Source organism: Microbacterium paraoxydans (assembly GCF_020524545.1).
GTDB lineage: Bacteria > Actinomycetota > Actinomycetes > Actinomycetales > Microbacteriaceae > Microbacterium > Microbacterium paraoxydans_C.
In genome coordinates this window covers 245168-266641 of record NZ_JAIVLG010000004.1, presented here as the reverse complement: position 1 = coordinate 266641, position 21474 = coordinate 245168, and the positions used below count along the sequence as shown (strand labels likewise).

20 protein-coding genes and 1 tRNA gene are annotated in these 21474 nt (G+C 67.4%); 11 read left to right on the top strand and 10 right to left on the bottom strand.

The window, feature by feature from the left end; all coding sequences use genetic code 11:
* Positions 1-58 precede the first annotated feature (58 nt).
* Positions 59-526, top strand: a complete 468-nt coding sequence (locus tag LC041_RS10390; RefSeq protein WP_226533025.1) for a hypothetical protein — start codon at positions 59-61, stop codon at positions 524-526.
* Positions 527-591: 65 nt separating this feature from the next.
* Here the strand turns inward: LC041_RS10390 and LC041_RS10385 are convergent, their stop codons facing one another.
* The gene (locus LC041_RS10385; protein ID WP_226533024.1) at positions 592-1497 is read right to left on the bottom strand and encodes a heme o synthase; all 906 of its coding nucleotides are present in this window, start codon (positions 1495-1497) and stop codon (positions 592-594) included.
* Between the two features lie 250 nt (positions 1498-1747).
* On the opposite strand from LC041_RS10385, the gene tkt reads away from it, so the two are divergent.
* From tkt to pgl, 6 genes are read left to right on the top strand one after another with little or no spacing between them, the layout of a single operon-like run.
* Positions 1748-3859 carry a transketolase gene (gene tkt / locus LC041_RS10380; protein ID WP_226533303.1) on the top strand — a complete coding sequence of 704 codons (2112 nt, stop codon included), beginning with the start codon at positions 1748-1750 and terminating at the stop codon, positions 3857-3859.
* The gene (gene tal / locus LC041_RS10375) at positions 3856-4968 is read left to right on the top strand and encodes a transaldolase (protein WP_226533023.1); all 1113 of its coding nucleotides are present in this window, start codon (positions 3856-3858) and stop codon (positions 4966-4968) included. Before tkt ends, tal begins: the two co-directional genes overlap by 4 nt.
* Positions 4965-6572 (top strand): glucose-6-phosphate isomerase, encoded by a 1608-nt coding sequence (locus tag LC041_RS10370; protein ID WP_226533022.1) that lies wholly within the window; start codon positions 4965-4967, stop codon positions 6570-6572. Before tal ends, LC041_RS10370 begins: the two co-directional genes overlap by 4 nt.
* A gap of 21 nt (positions 6573-6593) precedes the next feature.
* Positions 6594-8144, top strand: a complete 1551-nt coding sequence (gene zwf / locus LC041_RS10365) for a glucose-6-phosphate dehydrogenase (protein ID WP_226533021.1) — start codon at positions 6594-6596, stop codon at positions 8142-8144.
* Positions 8141-9076 carry a glucose-6-phosphate dehydrogenase assembly protein OpcA gene (locus LC041_RS10360; protein ID WP_226533020.1) on the top strand — a complete coding sequence of 312 codons (936 nt, stop codon included), beginning with the start codon at positions 8141-8143 and terminating at the stop codon, positions 9074-9076. The genes zwf and LC041_RS10360 overlap by 4 nt, the downstream gene beginning before the upstream one ends.
* 5 nt (positions 9077-9081) lie before the next feature.
* On the top strand, positions 9082-9861 hold the full coding sequence (gene pgl / locus LC041_RS10355) for a 6-phosphogluconolactonase (protein WP_226533019.1): 780 nt from the start codon (positions 9082-9084) through the stop codon (positions 9859-9861).
* A gap of 25 nt (positions 9862-9886) precedes the next feature.
* On the opposite strand, the gene LC041_RS10350 is transcribed toward pgl, so the two are convergent.
* On the bottom strand, positions 9887-10975 hold the full coding sequence (locus LC041_RS10350) for a DMT family transporter (RefSeq protein ID WP_226533302.1): 1089 nt from the start codon (positions 10973-10975) through the stop codon (positions 9887-9889).
* A gap of 61 nt (positions 10976-11036) precedes the next feature.
* On the opposite strand from LC041_RS10350, the gene def reads away from it, so the two are divergent.
* Together def and LC041_RS10340 are read left to right on the top strand one after the other, a co-directional pair.
* Positions 11037-11603, top strand: a complete 567-nt coding sequence (gene def, locus LC041_RS10345) for a peptide deformylase (protein ID WP_226533018.1) — start codon at positions 11037-11039, stop codon at positions 11601-11603.
* 5 nt (positions 11604-11608) lie between these two features.
* On the top strand, positions 11609-12097 hold the full coding sequence (locus tag LC041_RS10340) for a hypothetical protein (protein WP_226533017.1): 489 nt from the start codon (positions 11609-11611) through the stop codon (positions 12095-12097).
* 72 nt (positions 12098-12169) lie between these two features.
* Here the strand turns inward: LC041_RS10340 and LC041_RS10335 are convergent.
* The 5 genes from LC041_RS10335 to dusB form a co-directional block, all read right to left on the bottom strand.
* Positions 12170-12245, bottom strand: a tRNA-Asn gene (locus LC041_RS10335).
* Positions 12246-12341: 96 nt separating this feature from the next.
* Positions 12342-13115 (bottom strand): ATP-binding cassette domain-containing protein, encoded by a 774-nt coding sequence (locus tag LC041_RS10330; protein ID WP_226533016.1) that lies wholly within the window; start codon positions 13113-13115, stop codon positions 12342-12344.
* Between the two features lie 36 nt (positions 13116-13151).
* Complete coding sequence (dnaG, locus tag LC041_RS10325) at positions 13152-15014, bottom strand: DNA primase (protein WP_226533015.1); 1863 nt, start codon at positions 15012-15014, stop codon at positions 13152-13154.
* The gene (locus tag LC041_RS10320; protein ID WP_226533014.1) at positions 15014-16399 is read right to left on the bottom strand and encodes a deoxyguanosinetriphosphate triphosphohydrolase; all 1386 of its coding nucleotides are present in this window, start codon (positions 16397-16399) and stop codon (positions 15014-15016) included. Before LC041_RS10320 ends, dnaG begins: the two co-directional genes overlap by 1 nt.
* Positions 16389-17540 carry a tRNA dihydrouridine synthase DusB gene (dusB, locus tag LC041_RS10315; RefSeq protein ID WP_226533013.1) on the bottom strand — a complete coding sequence of 384 codons (1152 nt, stop codon included), beginning with the start codon at positions 17538-17540 and terminating at the stop codon, positions 16389-16391. The genes LC041_RS10320 and dusB overlap by 11 nt, the downstream gene beginning before the upstream one ends.
* Positions 17541-17599: 59 nt before the next feature.
* Here dusB and LC041_RS10310 point away from each other — a divergent pair, with 59 nt between their 5' ends.
* Positions 17600-18094 carry a glutathione peroxidase gene (locus LC041_RS10310; protein WP_226533012.1) on the top strand — a complete coding sequence of 165 codons (495 nt, stop codon included), beginning with the start codon at positions 17600-17602 and terminating at the stop codon, positions 18092-18094.
* Here the strand turns inward: LC041_RS10310 and LC041_RS10305 are convergent.
* The 3 genes from LC041_RS10305 to recO all read right to left on the bottom strand — a co-directional run bounded on the left by LC041_RS10305 (position 18091) and on the right by recO (position 20717).
* Positions 18091-18777, bottom strand: coding sequence for a DsbA family oxidoreductase (locus LC041_RS10305; RefSeq protein WP_226533011.1), 687 nt, complete (start codon positions 18775-18777; stop codon positions 18091-18093). The two genes, LC041_RS10310 and LC041_RS10305, sit on opposite strands and share 4 nt — an antisense overlap.
* 396 nt (positions 18778-19173) lie before the next feature.
* Positions 19174-19977, bottom strand: a complete 804-nt coding sequence (locus LC041_RS10300; protein ID WP_226533010.1) for an isoprenyl transferase — start codon at positions 19975-19977, stop codon at positions 19174-19176.
* Entirely contained in the window at positions 19974-20717 is a 744-nt protein-coding gene (gene recO, locus LC041_RS10295; RefSeq protein WP_226533009.1) for a DNA repair protein RecO, read from the bottom strand. Before recO ends, LC041_RS10300 begins: the two co-directional genes overlap by 4 nt.
* A 34-nt stretch (positions 20718-20751) precedes the next feature.
* Here recO and LC041_RS10290 point away from each other — a divergent pair, with 34 nt between their 5' ends.
* On the top strand, positions 20752-21444 hold the full coding sequence (locus LC041_RS10290) for a trimeric intracellular cation channel family protein (protein ID WP_226533008.1): 693 nt from the start codon (positions 20752-20754) through the stop codon (positions 21442-21444).
* Positions 21445-21474: the final 30 nt, after the last annotated feature.

Below are 21474 nucleotides of genomic sequence, written 5' to 3'. Positions count from 1 at the left end.
CAGGCGATCCACAGGCGCCGCATCGCCGACTCATCAGGATCTCGGCGATGATGGCCGCATGAACAAGTCACTCTCACGAAGCATCGGCTTCTGGCTCCTGCTCGTCGTCTCCCTCGCCGCGACCGCGGTGGGTGGATGGCTGATCTCCGGTCAGATCGCCACGATGACGACCACGCTGCTCGATGGCACCGCCACCGGCATCGAGGTGTACGTCGGACAGTCGCTCGTCGTCGTGGGCGCCGGCGTGCTCGGCGCCGGTATCGTCGGCATCCTGCTGACGCTCGGACTTGTCGCCGCGCGCTCGCTCGTCCCCGCCCCTGCTCCGACCGTGGTCGAGGCGATCGATTGGACTGCGGAGGCCGAGGAGGAGCCGACTCCGGCCGCGCCCGAGTCCACGCCGTCCCCGACCGCCGAGGCCACTGGCGACGTCGTCCCCACGACGGACGCTTCCGTGGCGACGGCGCCGAGCACCGCCGAGGAGGCAGGCGACGAGGAGACGGCGAACGGCCCCTCCGTCACCCGCTGACCAGTCGAAAGAACACGAAGGGGCGGCACCGAGATCGGTGCCGCCCCTTCGTGTTCGAAGAGTGATCAGAAGGGCAGCAGCGGATCCACCGCGACCGCGACGAAGATCAACGTCAGATAGGTGATCGATGCGTGGAACACGCGCATCGGACGCGGCTCCGTGCCGCGCACCGCCCGGTTGTAGAGCCGGTGCGATTCGTAGATGAACCATCCGCCGAAGACCGCGGCGGAGACCGTGTACACGAGGCCCATGTCGGCGATCGGCACGAGCAGGAGCGAGCACGCGACCGTGGCCCACGCGTAGAGGATCACCTGCAGGCCGACCTGCGAGGCGTTGCGTGTGACCCCGAGCATCGGGACGTCGACGTCGTCGTAGTCGTCTTTGTACTTCATGGACAGCGGCCAGTAGTGCGGCGGGGTCCACAGGAAGACGAGGAGGAAGAGGATGAAAGCCGGCCAGCCGAGAGATCCGGTGACGGCGGACCAGCCGATGAGAACCGGGAAGCAACCCGCGATGCCGCCCCAGACGATGTTCTGTTCGGTGCGGCGCTTGAGGATCATCGTGTAGATCACGACGTAGAAGAAGATCGCGGTCGCCGAGAGCGTCGCGGTGAGCCAGTTGGTCGTGGCCAGTAACCAGACGGTCGACGTGATCGCGAGCGTCCAGGAGAACACGAGCGCGCCGCGCGCACTGACCTCGCCGGTCACCAGCGGTCGGTTCTCGGTGCGGTGCATGTGCGCGTCTATGTCGCGGTCGAGGTACATGTTGAAAGCTGCCGCGGAACCGGCGCTGAGCGAGCCGCCGATGACGGTGGCCAGCACGAGCCAGAGGTCCGGCAGCCCGCCCTGGGCGAGGAACATCACCGGCACGGTCGACACGAGCAGCAGCTCGAGGACACGCGGCTTGGTGAGTGTCACGTAGGCCTTCACCGTGCGACCGATGGACGACTTCCTCACGGTCTGATCAGACATCGTCGAGATCTCGATCGCCTCCTCCGCGCACGTTACCGGACAACCTCTCCAGTCTATGACACGGCATGACGTCCTCCGCGCCGTCGATCCGCGTAGCACGACAGTCGTCTTCGCTATGCTGAAAGCACTCGCGCGCCCGGCGCTGCGCACTCCCTCCATTCGTCCCCGCGACGGTGCAGGATGCGCCAGGGAAGTTGCGGATGCGCCAGGGAATACGGGCGCCCTCGAAACTGTCGGAAAGGGCATGAACGTGTCGGAATTGCAGTGGGATGAGATCGATCGACGTGCGGTGGACACCGCCCGGATCCTGGCGGCTGATGCCGTCGAGAAGGTCGGTAACGGGCACCCCGGCACGGCGATGAGTCTCGCTCCGGCCGCGTACCTCCTCTACCAGCGCGTGCTGCGCCACGATCCGACCGACACCGATTGGCTCGGTCGCGACCGCTTCATCCTGTCCGTCGGGCACTCCTCGCTCACCCAGTACGTGCAGCTCTACCTCGGTGGATTCGGTCTGGAACTGGATGATCTGAAGGCGCTGCGCACGTGGGGATCGCTCACCCCGGGGCACCCGGAGTACGGGCACACCAAGGGCGTCGAGATCACGACGGGCCCGCTGGGCCAGGGTCTCGCCTCGGCGGTGGGCTTCGCCTACGCGTCCCGCTACGAGCGCGGTCTGTTCGACCCCGAAGCCGCCGCCGGCACCAGTCCGTTCGACCACTTCGTGTACGTGATCGCGGGTGACGGCGACCTGCAGGAGGGGGTGACCAGCGAGGCGTCCTCTCTGGCGGGCCACCAGCAGCTCGGGAACCTGATCGCGATCTACGACTCGAACCAGATCTCCATCGAGGACGACACCAACGTCGCCTTCACGGAAGACGTCGCGAAGCGCTACGAGTCCTACGGCTGGCAGGTGCAGACGGTCGACTGGAAGAAGACCGGCGAGTACGTCGAGGACGTCGCGGAGCTGAACGCGGCCATCGAGGCGGCTCAGGGCGAGACCTCGAAGCCGTCGCTCATCATCCTCAGGACGATCATCGGGTGGCCCTCGCCCGGCAAGCAGAACTCCGGCAAGATCCACGGCTCCGCGCTGGGCGCCGACGAGCTGGCAGCGACCAAGAAGGTCCTCGGTTTCGACCCAGAGGAGACGTTCGTCGTCGCCGACGAGGTCATCGCCCACACCCGCGGACTCGCTGACCGCGCCGCCGAGGCCCGCGCCGCGTGGCAGGAGTCCTTCGACGCCTGGGCCTCGGCGAACCCGGAGAAGAAGGCCCTCCTCGACCGGCTCGAGGCCCAAGAGCTCCCCGCCGACATCACCGGTGCGCTGCCCGTCTTCGAGTCCGGCAAGGAGGTGTCGACCCGCGCCGCGTCCGGCCAGGTCATCAACGCTCTCGCCGCCGAGCTCCCCGAGCTGTGGGGCGGATCGGCAGACCTCGCCGAATCGAACCTCACCACCATCAAGGACGCGCCGTCGTTCATCCCCAGCGAGTGGTCGACCCACGAGTGGTCGGGCAACCCGTACGGACGCGTGCTGCACTTCGGAATCCGCGAGCACGCGATGGGTGCGATCGTGAACGGCATCGTGCTGCACGGCCCGACTCGTGCGTTCGGCGGCACGTTCCTCATCTTCAGCGACTACATGCGCCCAGCCGTGCGCCTGGCGGCGCTCATGGACATCCCGTCCGTTTTCGTCTGGACCCACGACTCGGTCGCTCTCGGCGAGGACGGGCCCACCCACCAGCCGATCGAGCAGCTCGCGACCCTTCGCGCGATCCCGAACTTCACGGTGGTGCGCCCCGCGGACGCGAACGAGACGTCGGCCGCGTGGCTGGAGATCCTGCGCCGCCACGGCGGTCCCGCCGGCATCGCCCTGACGCGTCAGAACATCCCGGTCTTCGAGCGCGGCGACGGTGAGGCGTCGGGTGACGTGTTCGCCTCCGCGGACAATGCGTCCAAGGGCGCCTACGTCCTGGCCGAAGCACCGAACGGAACGCCCGACGTCATCATCATCGCGACCGGCTCGGAAGTGCAGCTCGCCGTGGGCGCCCGTGAGGCGCTGGCCACGGAAGGCGTGAACGTCCGCGTCGTCTCCGCTCCTTCATTGGAGTGGTTCGACGAGCAGGACGAGGCGTACCGTGAGAGCGTGCTTCCGACATCGGTCACGGCCCGCGTCTCCGTGGAGGCGGGTTCGGTCCTCGGTTGGCGCGAGATCGTCGGCGACCGCGGCCGCTCGATCGGCATCGACCACTTCGGCGCCTCCGCCGACTACAAGACCCTGTTCGAGAAATTCGGGATCACGACCGAAGCCGTCATAGCGGCCGCACGCGAGACCATCGCCGCACACAGCACCAAGGAGAACGCATGAGCACCCCCACCGCCCAGCTCGCCGCCGCAGGTGTCAGCATCTGGCTCGACGACCTGTCCCGCACCCGTATCTCCTCCGGCAACCTCGCCGAGCTGATCTCGTCGCGCAACATCGTCGGAGTCACCACGAACCCGACCATCTTCGCGAATGCGATCACGGACAAGAACGACACCTCCTACGATGCGCAGGTGACGGAACTCGCAGCTTCGGGGGCGAGCGCCGAGGAGGCGGTCTTCGCCGCCACCACGCAGGACGTCGCTGCCGCGCTCGATGTCTTCCGTCCCGTCTGGGAAGCCACGAACCATGTCGACGGTCGCGTCTCGATCGAGGTCTCCCCCGATCTCGCCCACGACACCGCGGGCACCGTGGCACAGGCCAAGGAGCTGTGGGCGAAGATCGACCGCCCCAACCTCCTCGTCAAGATCCCGGCGACCAAGGCCGGTCTCCCGGCGATCTCCGAGGCGATCGGCGCCGGTATCAGCGTCAACGTCACGCTGATCTTCAGCCTCGAGCGCTACGCCGAGGTCATCGACGCCTACCTCACCGGACTCGAGACTGCGAAGGCCGCTGGCCTCGACCTCTCGACCATCCACTCGGTCGCTTCGTTCTTCGTGTCCCGCGTCGACACCGAGACGGACAAGCGTCTCAGTGCGATCGGCACCGAGACCGCCGAAGCACTCAAGAGCAAAGCGGGTCTGGCCAACGCACGACTCGCATACGAGCTCTTCGAGCAGAGCTTCGCCGGTGACCGCGCCAAGACCCTGCTCGACGCCGGCGCCAATCCGCAGCGGCCGCTGTGGGCATCGACGGGCGTCAAGGATCCTGCCCTGCCGGACACCCTCTACGTGACCGAGCTCGTCGCGCAGGGCGTCGTCAACACGATGCCGGAGAAGACCCTCGAGGCGACGTTCGACCACGGCGTCGTCACCGGCGACACCATCACGGGCGGCTACGAAGAGGCCCGCGCCGTTTTCGCCGGACTCGCCGAGGTCGGCATCGACTTCACCGATGTCACCCAGGTGCTCGAAGACGAGGGCGTCGCGAAGTTCATCGACTCGTGGCACGATCTGCTGGCGCAGGTCGCCGAAGGTCTGGAGTCCCAGCGATGACATTCTCTATCCATGCGTCCGGCGCAGCGCGCGCCGCGATCGACGAGACGGTGCCGAGCCTCGTCCACGACCTCGTCGCGTCGCGCATCACGGGCGGAGATCCCACGCTCTGGGGTACCGCAGCGGAGGCAGAGGCCTCCATCCGGCTCGGCTGGGTCGAAGCCGTTTCGGTCTCGCGCCCGCTCGTCGCCGAGATCCTCGCCCTGCGTGACGAACTGCAGGCCAAAGGGGTCACGCGCGTCGTCCTGGCTGGCATGGGAGGCTCCTCTCTCGCCCCCGAGGTCATCGCGCAGACCGCGGGCGTACCGCTGACGATCCTCGATTCGACCGCTCCCGGGCAGGTGCTCGCCGCCCTCGACGAAGGGCTGACGGAGACCGTTCTGGTCGTCTCCTCGAAGTCCGGATCCACGGTCGAGACAGACTCGCAGCGCCGCACGTTCGAGGCTGCTTTCCGCGACCTCGGCATCGACCCGGTGGAACGCATCGTGGTCGTCACCGACCCGGGCTCCCCGCTCGACGCCTCGGCGCGCGAAGCGGGCTACCGCGTCTTCAACGCCGACCCGAACGTCGGAGGACGATACTCCGCGCTCACTGCCTTCGGCCTGGTGCCGACGGGGCTCGCCGGCGTCGACATCGACGAGCTGCTGAACGAAGCCGAGGCATCGTCGCTCGAAGTCGCCGTGGACTCCGCCGAGAACCCGGCACTCCGCCTCGGTGCGGCCATCGCCGCGACGAGCCCCCGTCGCGACAAGCTCGGTCTGATCACCGACGGCACGCACATCAAGGGTCTCCCGGACTGGATCGAACAGCTGATCGCCGAATCCACGGGCAAGGACGGCACGGGCATCCTCCCGGTCGTCCTCCTTCCGGTCTCCCCCGAGCTCGACCCGGTTCCCGCCGATCTGCAGATCGTGCGGTTGGTCGACGACGCGAACGAGTTCCACTTGCACGAGCGCCACGAAGGAGAGATCCTCGTCAGCGGAACGCTCGGTGCGCAGCTCATCGTGTGGGAGTACGCGACCGCGATCGCCGGCCACCTGCTGGGCATCAACCCGTTCGACCAGCCCGATGTGGAGTCGGCGAAGGTGGCGGCGCGCGGCCTTCTCGATGCACGCCCCGAGCCGACCGCTCCGGCTTTCGTCGAGAACGGTGTCGAGGTGCGTGTGTCCGACCCGGCCCTCGCCGCGTCCGGCACGGTCGAGGGTGTCCTGGATGCGCTGTGGGCGCGACTCCCCGCCGACGGCTACGTGTCGATCCAGGCCTACGTCAACCGTCTCGAGGTGCCTCAGCTCCAGGGGCTGCGCGAACTGGTGGCGGCCGACTCCGGACGACCCACCACCTTCGGATGGGGTCCGCGCTTCCTGCACTCGACCGGGCAGTACCACAAGGGTGGACCCGCGCAGGGAGTGTTCCTGCAGATCCTCGAGCGCACGGACGTCGATCTCGAGATCCCGGATCGTCCCTTCACCTTCGGGCAGCTCATCCAAGCCCAGGCGGCCGGTGATGCCGCCGTGCTCGCCGAGCACGGACGTCCCGTCGTCACGCTGACGATCACCGAGTCCTCGGACGACGTGCTCGCCCTCTTCGAAGCCGCACAGAAGTAACAGCAGGAGAATCCCCCACTGATGTCTGTTCCCATCTCGCGCGGGCACAACCCGCTGCGTGACCCCGATGACCGCCGCCTCAACAGGATCGCGGGACCCAGCGCCCTCGTGATCTTCGGCGTCACCGGGGACCTCTCACGCAAGAAGCTGATGCCCGCGGTCTACGATCTCGCGAACCGCGGGCTGCTCCCTCCGGGTTTCGCCCTGGTCGGGTTCGCTCGCCGGGACTGGGAAGATCAGGACTTCGCGCAGGTCGTCTACGACGCCGTGAAGGAGCACGCCCGGACGCCGTTCCGCGAGGAGACCTGGACGCAGCTGCTGCAGGGCATCCGGTTCGTTTCGGGTGAGTTCGACAACCCGGACTCCTTCCGCAAGCTCCGCGAGACCGTCGAGAAGCTCGACCTCGAACGCGGCACCATGGGGAATCATGCGTTCTACCTGTCGATCCCGCCGAAGGACTTCCCACTCGTCGCGAAGCAGCTGAAGGATTCCGGCCTCGTCGGGGAGAACAGCGACGATGACGAGCGCTGGCGTCGGGTGGTGATCGAGAAGCCCTTCGGACACGACCTCGATTCCGCTCGTGCGCTGAACGCGGCCCTCGAGGTGGCCTTCCCGGCCGACTCGATCTTCCGCATCGATCACTACCTCGGCAAGGAGACGGTGCAGAACATCCTGGCGCTGCGCTTCGCGAACGAGTTGTACGAGCCGATCTGGAACCGCAACTACGTCGATCATGTGCAGATCACCATGGCCGAGGACATCGGCGTCGGCGGCCGTGCCGGTTACTACGACGGCATCGGCGCCGCGCGCGACGTGATTCAGAACCACCTCCTCCAGCTCCTCGCTCTGACCGCCATGGAAGAGCCGATCAGCCTGTCGGCCGCGGATCTGCGGGCGGAGAAGGAGAAGGTGCTCGCTGCCGTCCACGTCCCGGAGGACCTCTCCCTCGCCACCGCGCGCGGACAGTACGACGGCGGATGGCAGGGCGGCGAGAAGGTGACCGGCTTCTTGGCAGAGGAGGGGATGAACCCCGAGTCGACCACGGAGACGTATGCAGCCATCAAGCTCGAGATCGACACGCGCCGCTGGGCCGGCGTGCCGTTCTACCTGCGCACCGGCAAGCGTCTCGGACGACGCGTGACCGAGATCGCCGTGGTCTTCAAGCGCGCTCCCCAGCACCTGTTCGGACGCGGCAACGCCTCGGAGCTCGGACAGAACGCGCTCGTCATCCGTGTGCAGCCCGACGAGGGCGTCACCATCCGGTTCGGATCGAAGGTCCCGGGCAGCGGATCGAACGTCCGCGATGTGACGATGGACTTCGGCTACGGCCATGCGTTCACCGAGGCGAGCCCCGAGGCGTACGAGCGCCTGATCCTCGACGTCCTCCTGGGCGACCCGCCGCTGTTCCCGCGGCACGAAGAGGTCGAGCTCTCGTGGAAGATCCTCGACCCCGTCGAGAAGTACTGGGCTGCCGAGGGCGGCCCGGTCGAGCAGTACGCGCCCGGGTCGTGGGGACCGGCATCCGCCGATGACCTGCTGGCCCGCGATGGACGAGTCTGGAGACGCCCGTGATCATCGATCTTCCCGACACCACCGTCAGCCAGGTCGCGAAGCAGCTGGTCAAGGTGCGCGAGGAGGGCGGCGCCGTTGCTCTCGGTCGCGTCCTCACCCTCGTCATCTCCGCGCGCAACGGGGTGGCCGAGGCCGCCATCGATGCGGCCAACGATGCATCCCGCGAGCACCCCATGCGTGTCATCGTGCTCACCACCGGAGAAGGCGACTCCCGCCTCGATGCGCAGATCCGCGTCGGCGGTGACGCCGGCGCGAGCGAGGTCGTCGTTCTCCGTGCCTTCGGGGATGCGGCGAGCAACGAGGAGAGCTTGATCACCGGTCTCCTCTTGCCGGATGCTCCCGTCGTGGCCTGGTGGCCCGAAGCCGCGCCGGTGGCGCCCGCACAGTCACCGCTCGGCAGGATCGCGCAGCGACGCATCACGGATGCGGCGACGGCGGCCGACGTCCGCGACCGGCTCGCCCTCCTCGGCGAGACCCATGCACCGGGCGACACCGACTTGGCCTGGACACGCCTGACGCACTGGCGTGAACAACTTGCAGCGGTGCTGGATCAGCCGCCCTACGAACCGATCACCGGCGTCGAAGTCCGCGGCGCCGCGGCCTCCCCCTCCACCGCTCTGCTGGCCGCCTGGCTCCAGATGGCGCTCGAGGTCCGTGTCCGCTGGTCGTACGAGGATCCCGCACACTGGGAAGAGGGGATCAAGTCCGTGCGTCTGACCCGTGAGTCCGGCGACATCCTGCTGGAGCGACCCACGCCGGGCGTCGCAGTGCTCACACAGCCCGGACAGCCGAACCACGACCTCCACCTGCCGCGGCGGACCCTTCGCGAGTGCCTCGCGGAGGAGCTGCGACGGCTCGACCCCGATCTCCTGTACGGTCGAGTCATCACCGAGGGCTGGGAGAAACTGGGTCCGCCCGAGACTGGAGAGTGACGTCGATGCCGGTATCGTCCGCAGAGAAGCGGGTCGTGGTGGAATCCACACCTACTGCCCTCGCCCACCGTGTCGCCGATCGTTTTCTCACGCGCGTCCGCGCGCGAACGAGGAACGGTCGGTTGGCCCACATCGCGCTGACCGGCGGATCGATGGGCGGCGCCGTGCTGCGCGCGACGTCGGAAGACCCTCGGTCAGCCGAGATCGACTGGTCGCTCGTGCACTTCTGGTGGGGTGACGAGCGATTCGTGCCTCGCGATGACGCCGACCGCAATTCGCTGCAGTCCCGGCAGGCTCTCCTCGACCACATCCCCGTACCAGCCGAGAACGTGCACGAGGTGGCTGGCCCCGACACCGGACTCACGCTGGACGAGTCGGCCGCCGCCTATGCAGCCGAGCTCGCCCGCTTCGGCACTGCCGACCACGCGTGGCCGTCCTTCGCGGTCTGCTTCCTCGGCGTGGGACCGGATGGCCACGTAGCGTCGCTCTTCCCAGACCGCGAAGAGGTCACGGTAACGGATGCGGCAGTGCTCGCAGTCCGCGACTCGCCCAAGCCGCCGCCGGAGCGTGTGACTCTCACACGTCCGGTGCTCAACTCGTCGAAACGCGTCTGGCTCGTGCTCACGGGCGCGGACAAGGCCTCCGCCCTGGGTCTCGCCCTGGCCGGTGCAAGCTACACGAGCGTGCCCGCCGCCGGCGCCAAGGGACGCAAGCGCACGGTGTTCTTCGTAGACGAGGCTGCGGCCTCCGAAGTCTCTCCGGACCTCATCGATCCTGCCTACTGAGCAGACGTCACGTTCAGAAGACCGTCTACGGCTGTTCCGCCGAACCAGAACGCCACGGGGGTTGCTGCGTCTCAGGCCCCTCGGTGGGCCCGGCGGGTCTCGGAGAGGCCGCTGACGTGCTGTCGGTGTCCGATGTGGTCGGGGCCGGTCCCGGCAAGCTGCTGCCGCGTGAGATCCCCAGTTCCTGGCTCTCGCTGAGCACCTGTGGGTGGTAGCGGGCGAGGCCGACGACTCCCCACACCGCGATGGCTCCGGCGATCACGAAGATGGCCATCACCCAGGGCGGAGCTGCCGCGGCTTCACCGAGGACGACCATGCCGATCACGACGGCGACGAGTGGATCGACGACCGTGAGCCCTGCGATGACGAGGTCGGGCGGACCGGAGCTGTAGGCGGTCTGCACGAAGTACCCGCCGACGGCTGCTGCCGCGACGAGAGCGAGCACGCAGATCGCCGTGATCCACTCGAACTGGCCGGCCTCGATGCGCTTGATCACGACCTTCGCGAGCGTGGCGACGAATCCGTAGAGCACTCCGGCGCCGATCACATAGAACAGCGCGCGCATGCGGTGGCGGAGAATGAGCCACCCACCGCCGAGGATGATGATGACGACCAGGAGCAGAGTGAGGATCACGAAGAGCTCACGGTCGGTCACCTCCTGCTCGGTCGCATAGATCGCTGCGAAGAAGACGAAGAGGAAGATGCCGCCGACGCAACACACGATCGCGGTGAGCGACTGCTTCGTCGGAGCGTGACCGGACACCCGTGCATTCAGAAGGGTCGTGATCACAAGAGCGATCGCCCCGAGGGGCTGGACGACGATCAGCGGGGCCTTCACCAGTGCCGCGAGCTGACACACGACGGCGAGTCCGAGCATCAAGGTGCCGATGAGCCAGGACGGCCGCGTCAGCAGGCGCCTGATCTGATCGAAGCTGAGTCCGGAAGCGCCGTCAGAGCCGCTGAGACGCTCGACCTTCTCCACGCCGCGGTGCTGATACTGCGCTCCCAGCGACATGAAGACGGCGCCGGCGAGAGCAAGGGGGATCCCCAGCAGCAGACCGGGGTTCTGGAAGGCACCGACGAGCTGATCGCCGACGTCTTCCACCGCGTTCATCCACACCCCAGCAGTCACGGTAAGAGCCTACCTGCCGCGTGGCGCCGACTAGGGTTGTGACGTGGCTGTACTACCGATTCGCATCATGGGCGACCCCGTCCTGCACTCCCCCGCTTCGCCCGTCGACGAGATCACGGACGAGATCCGCACCCTCGTCGAGGACATGTTCGAGACGATGGACACCGCCCCCGGCGTCGGCCTCGCCGCACCTCAGGTCGGCGTTCCCCTGCGGATCTACACGTACGCCTACGTCGATGACGACGACGAGCCCTGGCGCGGCGTGCTCATCAATCCGGAGCTCTGGATGGTTCCCCTGGAGCCGGGCGACCCCGATCCTGATCTGGAGTCGGAGGGCTGCCTGTCTTTCCCCGGCGAGCGATTCCCGTTGCGACGCTCCGAGCGCGTCCACGTCACGGCGACCGACCTCGACGGAGAGCCGGTCTCGATCGACGTGGACGGATGGCGTGCCCGCATCATGCAGCATGAGTTCGACCATCTCGACGGCATCCTGTACGTGGATCGTCTGTCCGACGGTGACTGGAAGACAGCGCAGAAGATCGCGCGCAAGCGTGGATGGGGACGCCAGGGCGCGAGTTGGATGCCCGGCGTCGACGACCTCGAAGGATGACCCGCATGAAACTGCACCCCCGCCTCTCTCTGCTGCTCGCCACCGCCGCCCTGACTCTCCCGATCGCCCTGACCGGTTGTGGCGGTTCCGCCTCCGCACCTGATCCGAGCTCGACGGCGGACGACGCGGAGATGGGGAACGCCGCGGCTCATGCCGTGAAGGTCGGCGATTGTCGGCTCGAAGGCGCCACGGGCCTGCCCGAGGACGCCGAGGTCGTCCCCTGTGCCGAGGAACACGACGAAGAGATCTTCCACGGGGTCACCGCACGGGGAGAAACGTTCAGCATCGATTCCATCGACGCAGCGACGCCGGAATGCGCGGGTGAGGCGTTCACCGCGTTCGTCGGAGTGCCGAGAGAAGAGTCGGCACTCAGCTTGTACGCGATCCTCCCCACGGCGGAGACCTGGGATCAGCCCGACGGACGCGTGGTCTTCTGCGTGCTCTTCGATCCGGCCGGCCCGGTCGTAGGATCGCTCGAGGGCGCCGCCCGCTGACCGAGGCGCGATACCCGGCGTGCAGAACGCGGGAACGAGAAAAGCCCCCTCTTTGGAGGGGGCTTTTCTCGTTGGCTCCCCGGCTTGGACTCGAACCAAGAACCTGCCGGTTAACAGCCGGCTGCTCTGCCAATTGAGCTACCGAGGAATGTGCCCGCTGCGCGGGCAACTCGACAAGCTTAGCAAACTCCCGAGGAACTTCATGACACCGGGGCCCCCTTCGCGGATGCCGGGCGTGTCGGCGTCAGTGCCGCGAATCCGACTCCGCGTTCGGCACCCAGAGCAGGTCCCTGCCGACGCCGCGGGCGACGACGTGACCGGCACGGAGCATGAGCGTCTCGGCGTTCAGTTCGCGGATGAAGTCGGCATCGTTCGTGACGAGCAGAGCCGCCATCGACTGTTCCTTGCGGCGGCGGGTGATCGCGTCGAAGACCACCGGACGAACCTCGAGGTCGAGGTTCGCGAGCACCTCATCGGCGATGAGCACCTTCGGCTCCAGGACGAACGATCGGGCGATCGCCACGCGCTGGCGCATGCCGGCGCTGAGCTCGTAGGGGAACTTCGCCGCCGTCCCGAGCGGGAGATGGAGTTCGTCCAGCAGTGTGGCGACGCGGATCGACAGCGCCTTGGTATTGACCCGCCGCTCGCGGATGAGGATCGGCTCGGCGATCACCTCGTTGACCGTGAGCCGCGGAGGAAGATCAGCGCCCGCCCCCTGCGGGACGAACCCGGCGCGGTAGGTGAGGATCCGATGCTTGCGTCCGGGGCGGCGGACGTCCACCCCGCACACCTGCGCACTGCCCCCGACGACCTTCACCGAGGGATCGGTGGACCCGGCGAGAGCGGCCACCAGTGTCGACTTCCCGGATCCTGTCGGCCCCGCGACGCAGATGAGCTCTCCGGGGGCGAGCGAGAACGTGACGCCGTCCACCGCTCGGGTCGGCATGCCGTGGCCGATCCGGTCGATCACCAGATCGGAGCAATCGATCGCGTTCGTGGGTTCGGGCCTGCGGGACATGTCTCCATCCTGCCTGGTGCGCGAAGTCGTCCGGGGTTACGACTCGGCGAAGCGCTGACGCTCGGCGTCGATGTCGCGCAGACGCATGCGGAGGGCACGACCGCCGTCGGAGTCCGCAGGTACGCGCTGCACAGCGCCGAGGAGTTCCTGTTTCTCGGATTCGAGCTGGCGCAGCACGAGCCGGCGCGCCAGGTCCGAAACGGTGGCGACGGCCCGCTCCTCGTCGCGTGCGGGGAAGGGCGTCATCAGCAGTTCGCCGGCGAGCGAGCGGTACGGCTCACGCACGGCATTCACCGCCTCGGTCACCCAGCCGGCTCTCGTCCGGTCCGGGGCGCCCACCACGGCTTCGCGCACCGCGTCCAGCCCCGGAGTGCGAAACGGCACCGCCAAGGCCCTGCCCAGCAGCGCCTGGTCGACCTGATGCCCATACTGCAGGGCCCCCATCAGGGCGTCGCGCTCGACGGCGACGTCGGGACTGCGCGGAAGGCTGGCGAGCGTGACCGGCGCGATCACGGAGACCCCCGAATCCGCATCGACCTGCTGCGGGGCCTCCCGGCGCGCCTGCGGAGGCGACGACGCGCCGCGCGCCGCACGCTCGACCTCACTCCGGACCTCGGTCGGGTCCATCCCGAGCCGACGCGCCAGCACCCGCTCGTACCCCGGCCGCAGCAACCGATCGCGGATCTCCGCCACGATCGGTGCCGCGGCCCGCAGAGCGCCGACGCGTCCCTCGACCGTGCCGAGATCGAAGCCGGCCAGCTTGCGATCAATCGCGAACTCGAACATCGGCTGCTTCTTGTCCATCAACCCGCGCACGGCGGCATCGCCCCGCTGGAGTCGCAGGTCGCACGGATCGAGACCATCGGGGGCGACCGCCACGAACGTCTGCGCGTTGAACCGGTCGTCCTCGGTGAACGCGCGCAGAGCCGCCTTCTGACCGGCCTCATCGCCGTCGAACGTGAACACGACCTCGCCCGACGCATTGTCATCGCCCATCACGCGGCGCAGCACTTTGATGTGCTCGGTGCCGAACGCCGTGCCGCAGGTCGCGATGGCGGTCGTGAGACCGGCCAGGTGACACGCCATCACGTCGGTGTACCCTTCGACCACCACGACGCGTCGAGGATCGCCCCGTGCGATGTCGCGCTTGGCGAGATCGAGCCCGTAGAGAACCTGAGCCTTCTTGTAGATCGGCGTCTCCGGGGTGTTCAGGTACTTCGGCCCGTTGTCGTCGTCGAAGAGCTTGCGCGCTCCGAAGCCGATCGTCTGACCGGAGACGTCGCGGATGGGCCACACCAGCCGCCCACGGAACCTGTCGTAGACCCCACGCTGTCCGGTCGAGACGAGGCCAGCCGTGCTGAGCTCCTCGCGGGTGAAGCCCTGCGCCGTGAGGGCCTTGAGCAGCCCATCCCACCCGCGCGGCGCGAAGCCCACTCCGAAGTGCGCGGCGGCACCCGCATCGAATCCGCGTTCCCCCAGGAAGCGCCGGCCGGCCTCCGCGTCCGGGGACAGCAGCTGCGCACGGAAGAACTCCGCGGCCGCCGTGTTCGCGGCGTAGAGACGGCTCCGACCGCTCGTCTCCGGCGCCGCTCCCCCATCTTCGTAGTGCAGGGTGTACCCGATGCGTCCGGCCAGGCGTTCGACGGCCTCGGTGAAGCTGATGTGATCCATCTCCCGCAGGAACGAGTACACATCTCCAGACTCTCCGCAGCCGAAGCAGTGGTAGTAGCCCACCTGCTGCCGCACGTGAAAGCTGGGGCTCTTCTCGTCATGGAACGGGCACAGTCCCTTGAGCGATCCCACACCCGCCGACTTGAGGGCGACCCGCTCGCCGACGATGTCAGCGATGTTCGTGCGCGCCTTGACCTCGTCCACGTCGGCCTGTCGGATACGCGGCATCAGTGCGCCCCTTCGGCGACGGGCTGCCGTTCAGCGTGTGCGCGCGCACCAGGTCGTACGTGACGGGGAGTCCAGATCCCGACCTCGGCCGGATCGATCTCCCCGACCAGGCGATTGTGCCAATCGATCGCACTCTGATCGGTGAGACTGGCGATCTGATCGACCACGACGCGCGCGCGCTGGGCATCGTCCTCGGCCGCCACGAAGTCCGCAGCGAACGCCGGCTCGAGCACATCGGAACCGGCGGACCACAGCGCATCCGTCGACCAGAGCGCGTCGGCGAGACGCTTCAGCACCCGCCGCTGCTCCTTGTAGACGCCCTTTCGCGCTTCGATCGTCACGATCGCCTGGCCCATGATCCCCTTCAACACGGCGATCTCGACCTCGACCACGCGCGGCACGATCACATGTGCGTTGTAACGCACGAGCGCGGTCGAGCCGTAGGCGTCTGTGGTGGCGGAGACCGACGCGCGGGCGAATCGGCCGATCAGGTCGCTCGTGAGGTTCTTGAGACGGGCGAGAGCCTGGCGAGAGCGGTCGAACGACGAGAGCCACATCGGCTGCGAGGCCAGACGGTACAGCGCATCGGCGAGCTCGTCACGCGTGAAGTCGTACCCCACCCATTGCTGGATGCGTCCGACGAGGGCGTCGTGCTGGCGCGGATCGGCAAGCTGTGCGACGTCGACATAGCCGTTGACGATCGCATCCTCGAAATCATGCACCGAGTAGGCGATGTCGTCCGAGAGGTCCATGATCTCGGCCTCGATGCACCGCAGCCGACCGGGCGCCCCTTCCCGCATCCAGCGGAAGACAGCCTCGTCGTCGGGGTACACGCCGAACTTCAGACGCCCGCCGGGGTCAGGCACGGGGCTGTCCACCGTCCACGGATACTTGCACGTCGCGTCGAGGCTGGCACGGGTCAGGTTCAGTCCGACCGAGCGATCATCGTCGTCGAGGACCTTCGCCTCGAGCCGGGTGAGGATGCGCAGCGACTGCGCGTTTCCTTCGAAGCCGCCGATGTGCTCAGCCCACTCGTTGAGTGCCCGTTCGCCGTTGTGACCGAACGGCGGGTGTCCCAGATCATGACTGAGGCACGCCGTATCGACGACATCCGCCGAGACGCCGAGTGCCACCGCGAGCTCCCGCCCGACTTGGGCCACTTCGAGGGAGTGGGTCAGTCTGTTGCGCGCGAAGTCCGCCGTGCTCGCGGGGCTCAACACCTGTGTCTTGGCCGCGAGACGGCGCAACGCTGCGGAGTGCAGCACACGAGCGCGGTCTCTGGCGAAGTCGTTGCGCTCGGATCGATGGGTCTCTGCGAAGAAGCGCTCGGCATCTCGCGCGTCGTAGCCGTCGGCGCGAAGTCCGACCGGGGAGTCAGCCGCCACTGTTCTCGATCTCCGCTCCACGCATCATCTCCGAGGCAGAGGACGCGAGCTCGCGTGACTCCAACCACTTCTCCGGCAGCGCCGTGCGCTTGGGGTGTCCGGCCCGCCCGCGCTGGCCCTCCGCGTCGGCACCCGGGTACGGCGCCGTGTGATCGAGACGGCTGAGCAGCTCGTCGATCTCTGCGAGGCTGGAGGCGGTGGCCAGCCCCGTCCGGATGTCACCGCCGACCGGATATCCCTTGAAATACCACGACACGTGCTTGCGCACGTCCCGGCAGCCGCGGTCTTCATCCTCGAAGAACTCCACGAGCAGCTCGGCATGTCGGCGGAAGGCGTTGGCGACGAAGCCCAGCGTCGCATCGACGGTCTTTCCCTCGCCCCCGAACGCGGTGGCGAGTTCACCGAACAGCCACGGACGTCCGAGACAACCACGTCCGACCACGACGCCGTCGCAGTCGGTCTGGGCCATCATGCGCACGGCGTCGTCGGCAGACCAGATATCGCCGTTGCCCAGTACCGGGATGCTGGTGATGGCCTGCTTCAGCTCACCGATGGCGTTCCAGTCGGCGTGCCCGGAGTAGAACTCCCCCGCAGTACGCGCGTGCAGCGCGACCGCGGCCGCGCCCGCGTCTTCAGCCGCACGACCGGCATCGAGGAACGTCAGGTGATCCTTGTCGATACCCTTTCGCATCTTGACCGTGAGCGGCACTTCCCCGGCCGCTTTGACGGCCTGGTCGACGATGTCGGCGAACAGCTTCGACTTCCACGGCAGTGCTGCTCCCCCGCCGCGACGGGTGACCTTCGGCACCGGACACCCGAAGTTGAGGTCGATGTGATCCGCGTGGTCTTCGGCGACGATGATCCGCACCGCTTCCGCGATGGTCTTCGGGTCGACGCCGTAGAGCTGGATCGAGCGCGGGGTCTCGGACTCGTGGTGCCTGATCAGTCGCATCGTCGTCTCGTTGCGTTCGACGAGCGCACGCGAGGTGATCATCTCGCTCACATAGAGTCCGGCTCCGTACTCACGGCACAGACGTCGGAAAGCGGTGTTGGTGATCCCCGCCATGGGTGCGAGGACGACCGGCACGTCGAGATCGATCGGACCGATGCGAAGGGGGCGGGCAGTGGTGGCGAGAGTCATGTCCTCTCTATTCTCCCAGACGCGGAGCCGGGAGGGATGCGGCGATCTAAGCTGTGGATATGACCGAAACCTCGCTGCGCTCGATCCCGTTCACCGACGCGAAGGGCGAGCAGAAGACGCTCGACGATCTCGGTGCCGATGTGGTGCTGGTGGTGAACGTCGCGTCCAAGTGTGGCCTCACGCCGCAGTACGAACAGCTCGAGGAATTGCAGCGTCTCTACGGTGATCGCGGGTTCACCGTGGTCGGATTCCCCTGCAACCAGTTCTTCGGTCAGGAGCCGGGCTCGGTCGACGAGATCCTCGAGTTCTGCTCGACGACATACGGCGTCAGCTTCCCGGTCACCGACAAGGTCAAAGTGAACGGCAAGAACGCCGCCGAACTCTATAAGGCGCTCAAGGAGACGCCCGATGCCGGCGGGAAGGCCGGCCGGGTGGAGTGGAACTTCGAGAAGTTCCTCGTGCTGCCGGACGGGGACGTCCTGCGCTTCTGTCCGAAGCAGAAGCCGGACGCCCCCGAGATCGTCAGCGCGATCGAAGCGGCGCTCCCCCGCTAGACCGCGGCGGCCTCCGGCTCGGTCTCCCCGCGCTTCGCCCAGAGATCCCGCAGCACGTTCTCGAACGCGGCCGGCGGCTGCGCACCGCTGATGCCGTACTGGCCGTCGACGACGAAGAACGGGACCCCCTGGATCCCATAGGCGCGTGCCTGAGCCTGATCCTGGCGCACCGCCGGAAGGTACTGCTCGCTCACGAGAGCCGCACGGGCGCGGTCGGCGTCCAGGCCGACCTCGACCGCGAGTTCGACGAGGTCGTCGATGCGACCGACATGCTTGCCCTCGGTGAAGTAGGCGGACATGAGCCGCTCCTCCATCTCGTGCTGCAGCCCCTCGGCCTTCGCGAAATGGAGCAGCTCGTGCGCCTTCACCGTGTTGGTGTGCTGCAGCAGATCGAACCGGTACTGGAGCCCCGCGTCGGCGGCCACGCCGGTCACGTTCGCCAGCATCTGCTCGACCTGGTCACGGGGCATGCCCTTGTGGCCGGCGAGGAAGTCGATCTCATCCCCGTCGAAGTCAACGGGTGTGTCGGGTGAGAGTTCGAAAGAGTGGAAGGTGATGGCGACCTGCGGCGCATCCGCATCGCCCGCGACGGCTTCGAGACCCTTCTCGAGGTTGCGCTTGCCGATGTAGCACCAGGGGCAGGCGATGTCGGACCAGATGTCGATGGAGATGGGTTCAGTCACACTTTCATCCAACCGCACGCACCTGTGAGCTATTCCGCTGCAGTGGGGACCGGCGACACGCCACATGTCGGATGATCCGAGCGACACTGTCCGACATCTGGCGTTTCGGACGGCAAAGGTGAACGATGCATGCAGCATCACCCGCGCCCGTACCCGCACCCGCACCCGCACCCGCACGCGGCATGGAAGGCAGAGAAGCCGACCTGTCGTGCGCCCAACCATTGCATGACGCTTCCGACCGACTGACACACCAGATGTCGGACCGTTCTTCAGTCCGTGTCCGACATCTGGCGTGTCGGACGAAACCGGGGATTCGTGCAGACTGCCTCCACGCCCCGGCAGAGACTCATTGCGGGATTGGCGGGATTCGCGGGAGACGGAGCGGTGGCTGCGCGCTCACGCAGAGGCGTCGGGGGTGTCGATCGCGCCCCCGAAGCGGCGGTCACGCGCCAGATAGATGCCGATCGCCCGCCACAGCTCCTCCCGCGAGAAGTCCGGCCAGAGCGTGTCGAGGAACACCATCTCGGCGTACGCCGACTCCCACAGGAGGAAGTTCGAGGTGCGCTGCTCGCCGGAGCTGCGCAGGAACAGGTCGACGTCCGGCATGTCGGGCACGTAGAGGTTGCGGCGGATCATCTTCTCGTTGATCGCCCTCGGCTTCACCCGCCCGGCGGCGACGTCTTCGGCGATCGCCCGCATCGCGTCGACGAGCTCCACTCTTCCCCCGTAGTTCACGCACATCGTGAGGGTGAGGACGTCGTTGCCGCGGGTCAGCTGTTCGGCGTACTGCAGCTCCTTGATGACGCTTCCCCAGAGCCGCGGCTTGCGCCCCGCCCACCGGACGCGCACGCCCCACTCGTTCAACTGATCACGCCGTCGGTGCAGCACGTCGCGGTTGTACCCCATGAGGAAGCGGACCTCTTCGGGAGAACGCGCCCAGTTCTCGGTCGAGAAGGCGTACACGGACAGGTGTTTCACACCGGCCTGGATCGCGCCGGCCACCACGTCGAGGAGCACTTCCTCGCCCGCCTTATGGCCTTCGATGCGATTGAGCCCGCGACGGTTCGCCCAGCGACCGTTGCCGTCCATCACGATCGCCACGTGCTCGGGCACAGCGGCGAAAGCGGGGGGATGCACACCGGTCCAGTCCAGGGGACGATACGGAACAGCGTCTTTGTGCGTGTACGGCTTGGGAGTCACCGTGCTCCTTCGGAGGGGATGTCGGACACATGCGCGAGCGAGCGGATGCCGCGCTCCAGGTGCCATTGGGCGTAGGCGGAGACGAGACCGGAGGCTGCCGCTGTGTCGGTGTGCGAAGCGGCATCGATCACGTCCCACTCCCCGGTCACGAGGGAGCGCATCAGCGCCAGCGTCCGCTCTGCGACGCGCGGGCTTCCCGCCGGGGCGCAGTTCTCGCACACGACTCCGCCCAGCTGTGCGACGAACCGACCGTGCGGGCCCGGGACACCGCAGCGCGCGCACTCGTCGAGGGATGGCGCCCACCCCGACAACGACATCACCCTGAGCAGATAGGAGTCGAGGATGCTCCGCGCGCCGTGCTCGCCGCGCGACAGAGCACGCAGTCCGCCGACCAGGAGCAGGTACTGGTCGGACGTCGCTTCGGCATCGCTCAGCCGGTCCGCAGTTTCCACCATGGCATTCGCCGCCGTGAAGCGGTCATAGTGCGCGGCGATGTCCGTTCCGTAGGATCCGAGCGACTCGGCCTGCTGCACGATATCGAGTGAGCGCCCTTGGTAGAGCTGCACGTCTGCCACCATGAACGGCTCGAGTTTGGCGCCGAACTTCGACGACGTCCGACGCACTCCCTTGGCCACCGCACGGACTTTGCCGTGCCGTCGCGAGAGCATCGTCACGATGCGATCCGCCTCACCGAGCTTGTGGGTGCGCAGGATCACCGCTTCATCTCGATAGGTGGGCACCTTTCGATTATCCTCCGTGCGCGAGAATGGACGCGTGACCGAACCGCTCTTCACCATTCCGCTGTGGGCGGACCTGCTCGGCGTCGGCCTCGGCGGGGTCCAGGGTGCGATGTTCGCTTCGGGGTTCCAGGGCCAGCGACGGCTCGACTGGCTCGGTGTCGCCATCATCGGCATCATGATCGGGATGGGCGGCGGTCTGATCCGCGACATCCTGCTCGGACAGACACCCGCGACCCTCCAGAACCAGTGGTACCTCGTCACAGCGGGAGGTGCCGCGCTCCTCGGGATGCTGCTCGCCGGCCTCTTCACCCGCCTGAACACGGCGATCGTGGTCCTCGACGCCGTGGTGATCGGGATGTTCGGCGCTTTCGGGACGAGCAAGGCTCTCGCGTTCGGGATCCCCGAGGTCCCGGCCGTGTTCATCGGGGTCTGCGCCGCGGTCGGCGGAAGCGTGCTCCGCGACATGCTGATGGGGCTGCCGACCGCGATCATGCACGTCGGATCGCTCTACGCGGTCGCGGCGGGGGCGGGGTGCACTTTCATCGTGATCGCCGTCGCGCTGGGGATGCCGATCACGCTCGCGGCGATCATCGGCATAGCGGTCACCGCCGTGATCCGCGTCCTCGCAGTCACGTTCGACGTCTCCTTGCCGGAGCAGCGCCGCATCTACCGCCGCAAGGTCGCCGCGGAGACGGGTGCGATCGCGATCGTGAAGCCGCAGGACTGACCTCCGTCGTTCGAATCGCGTGATTGGTCG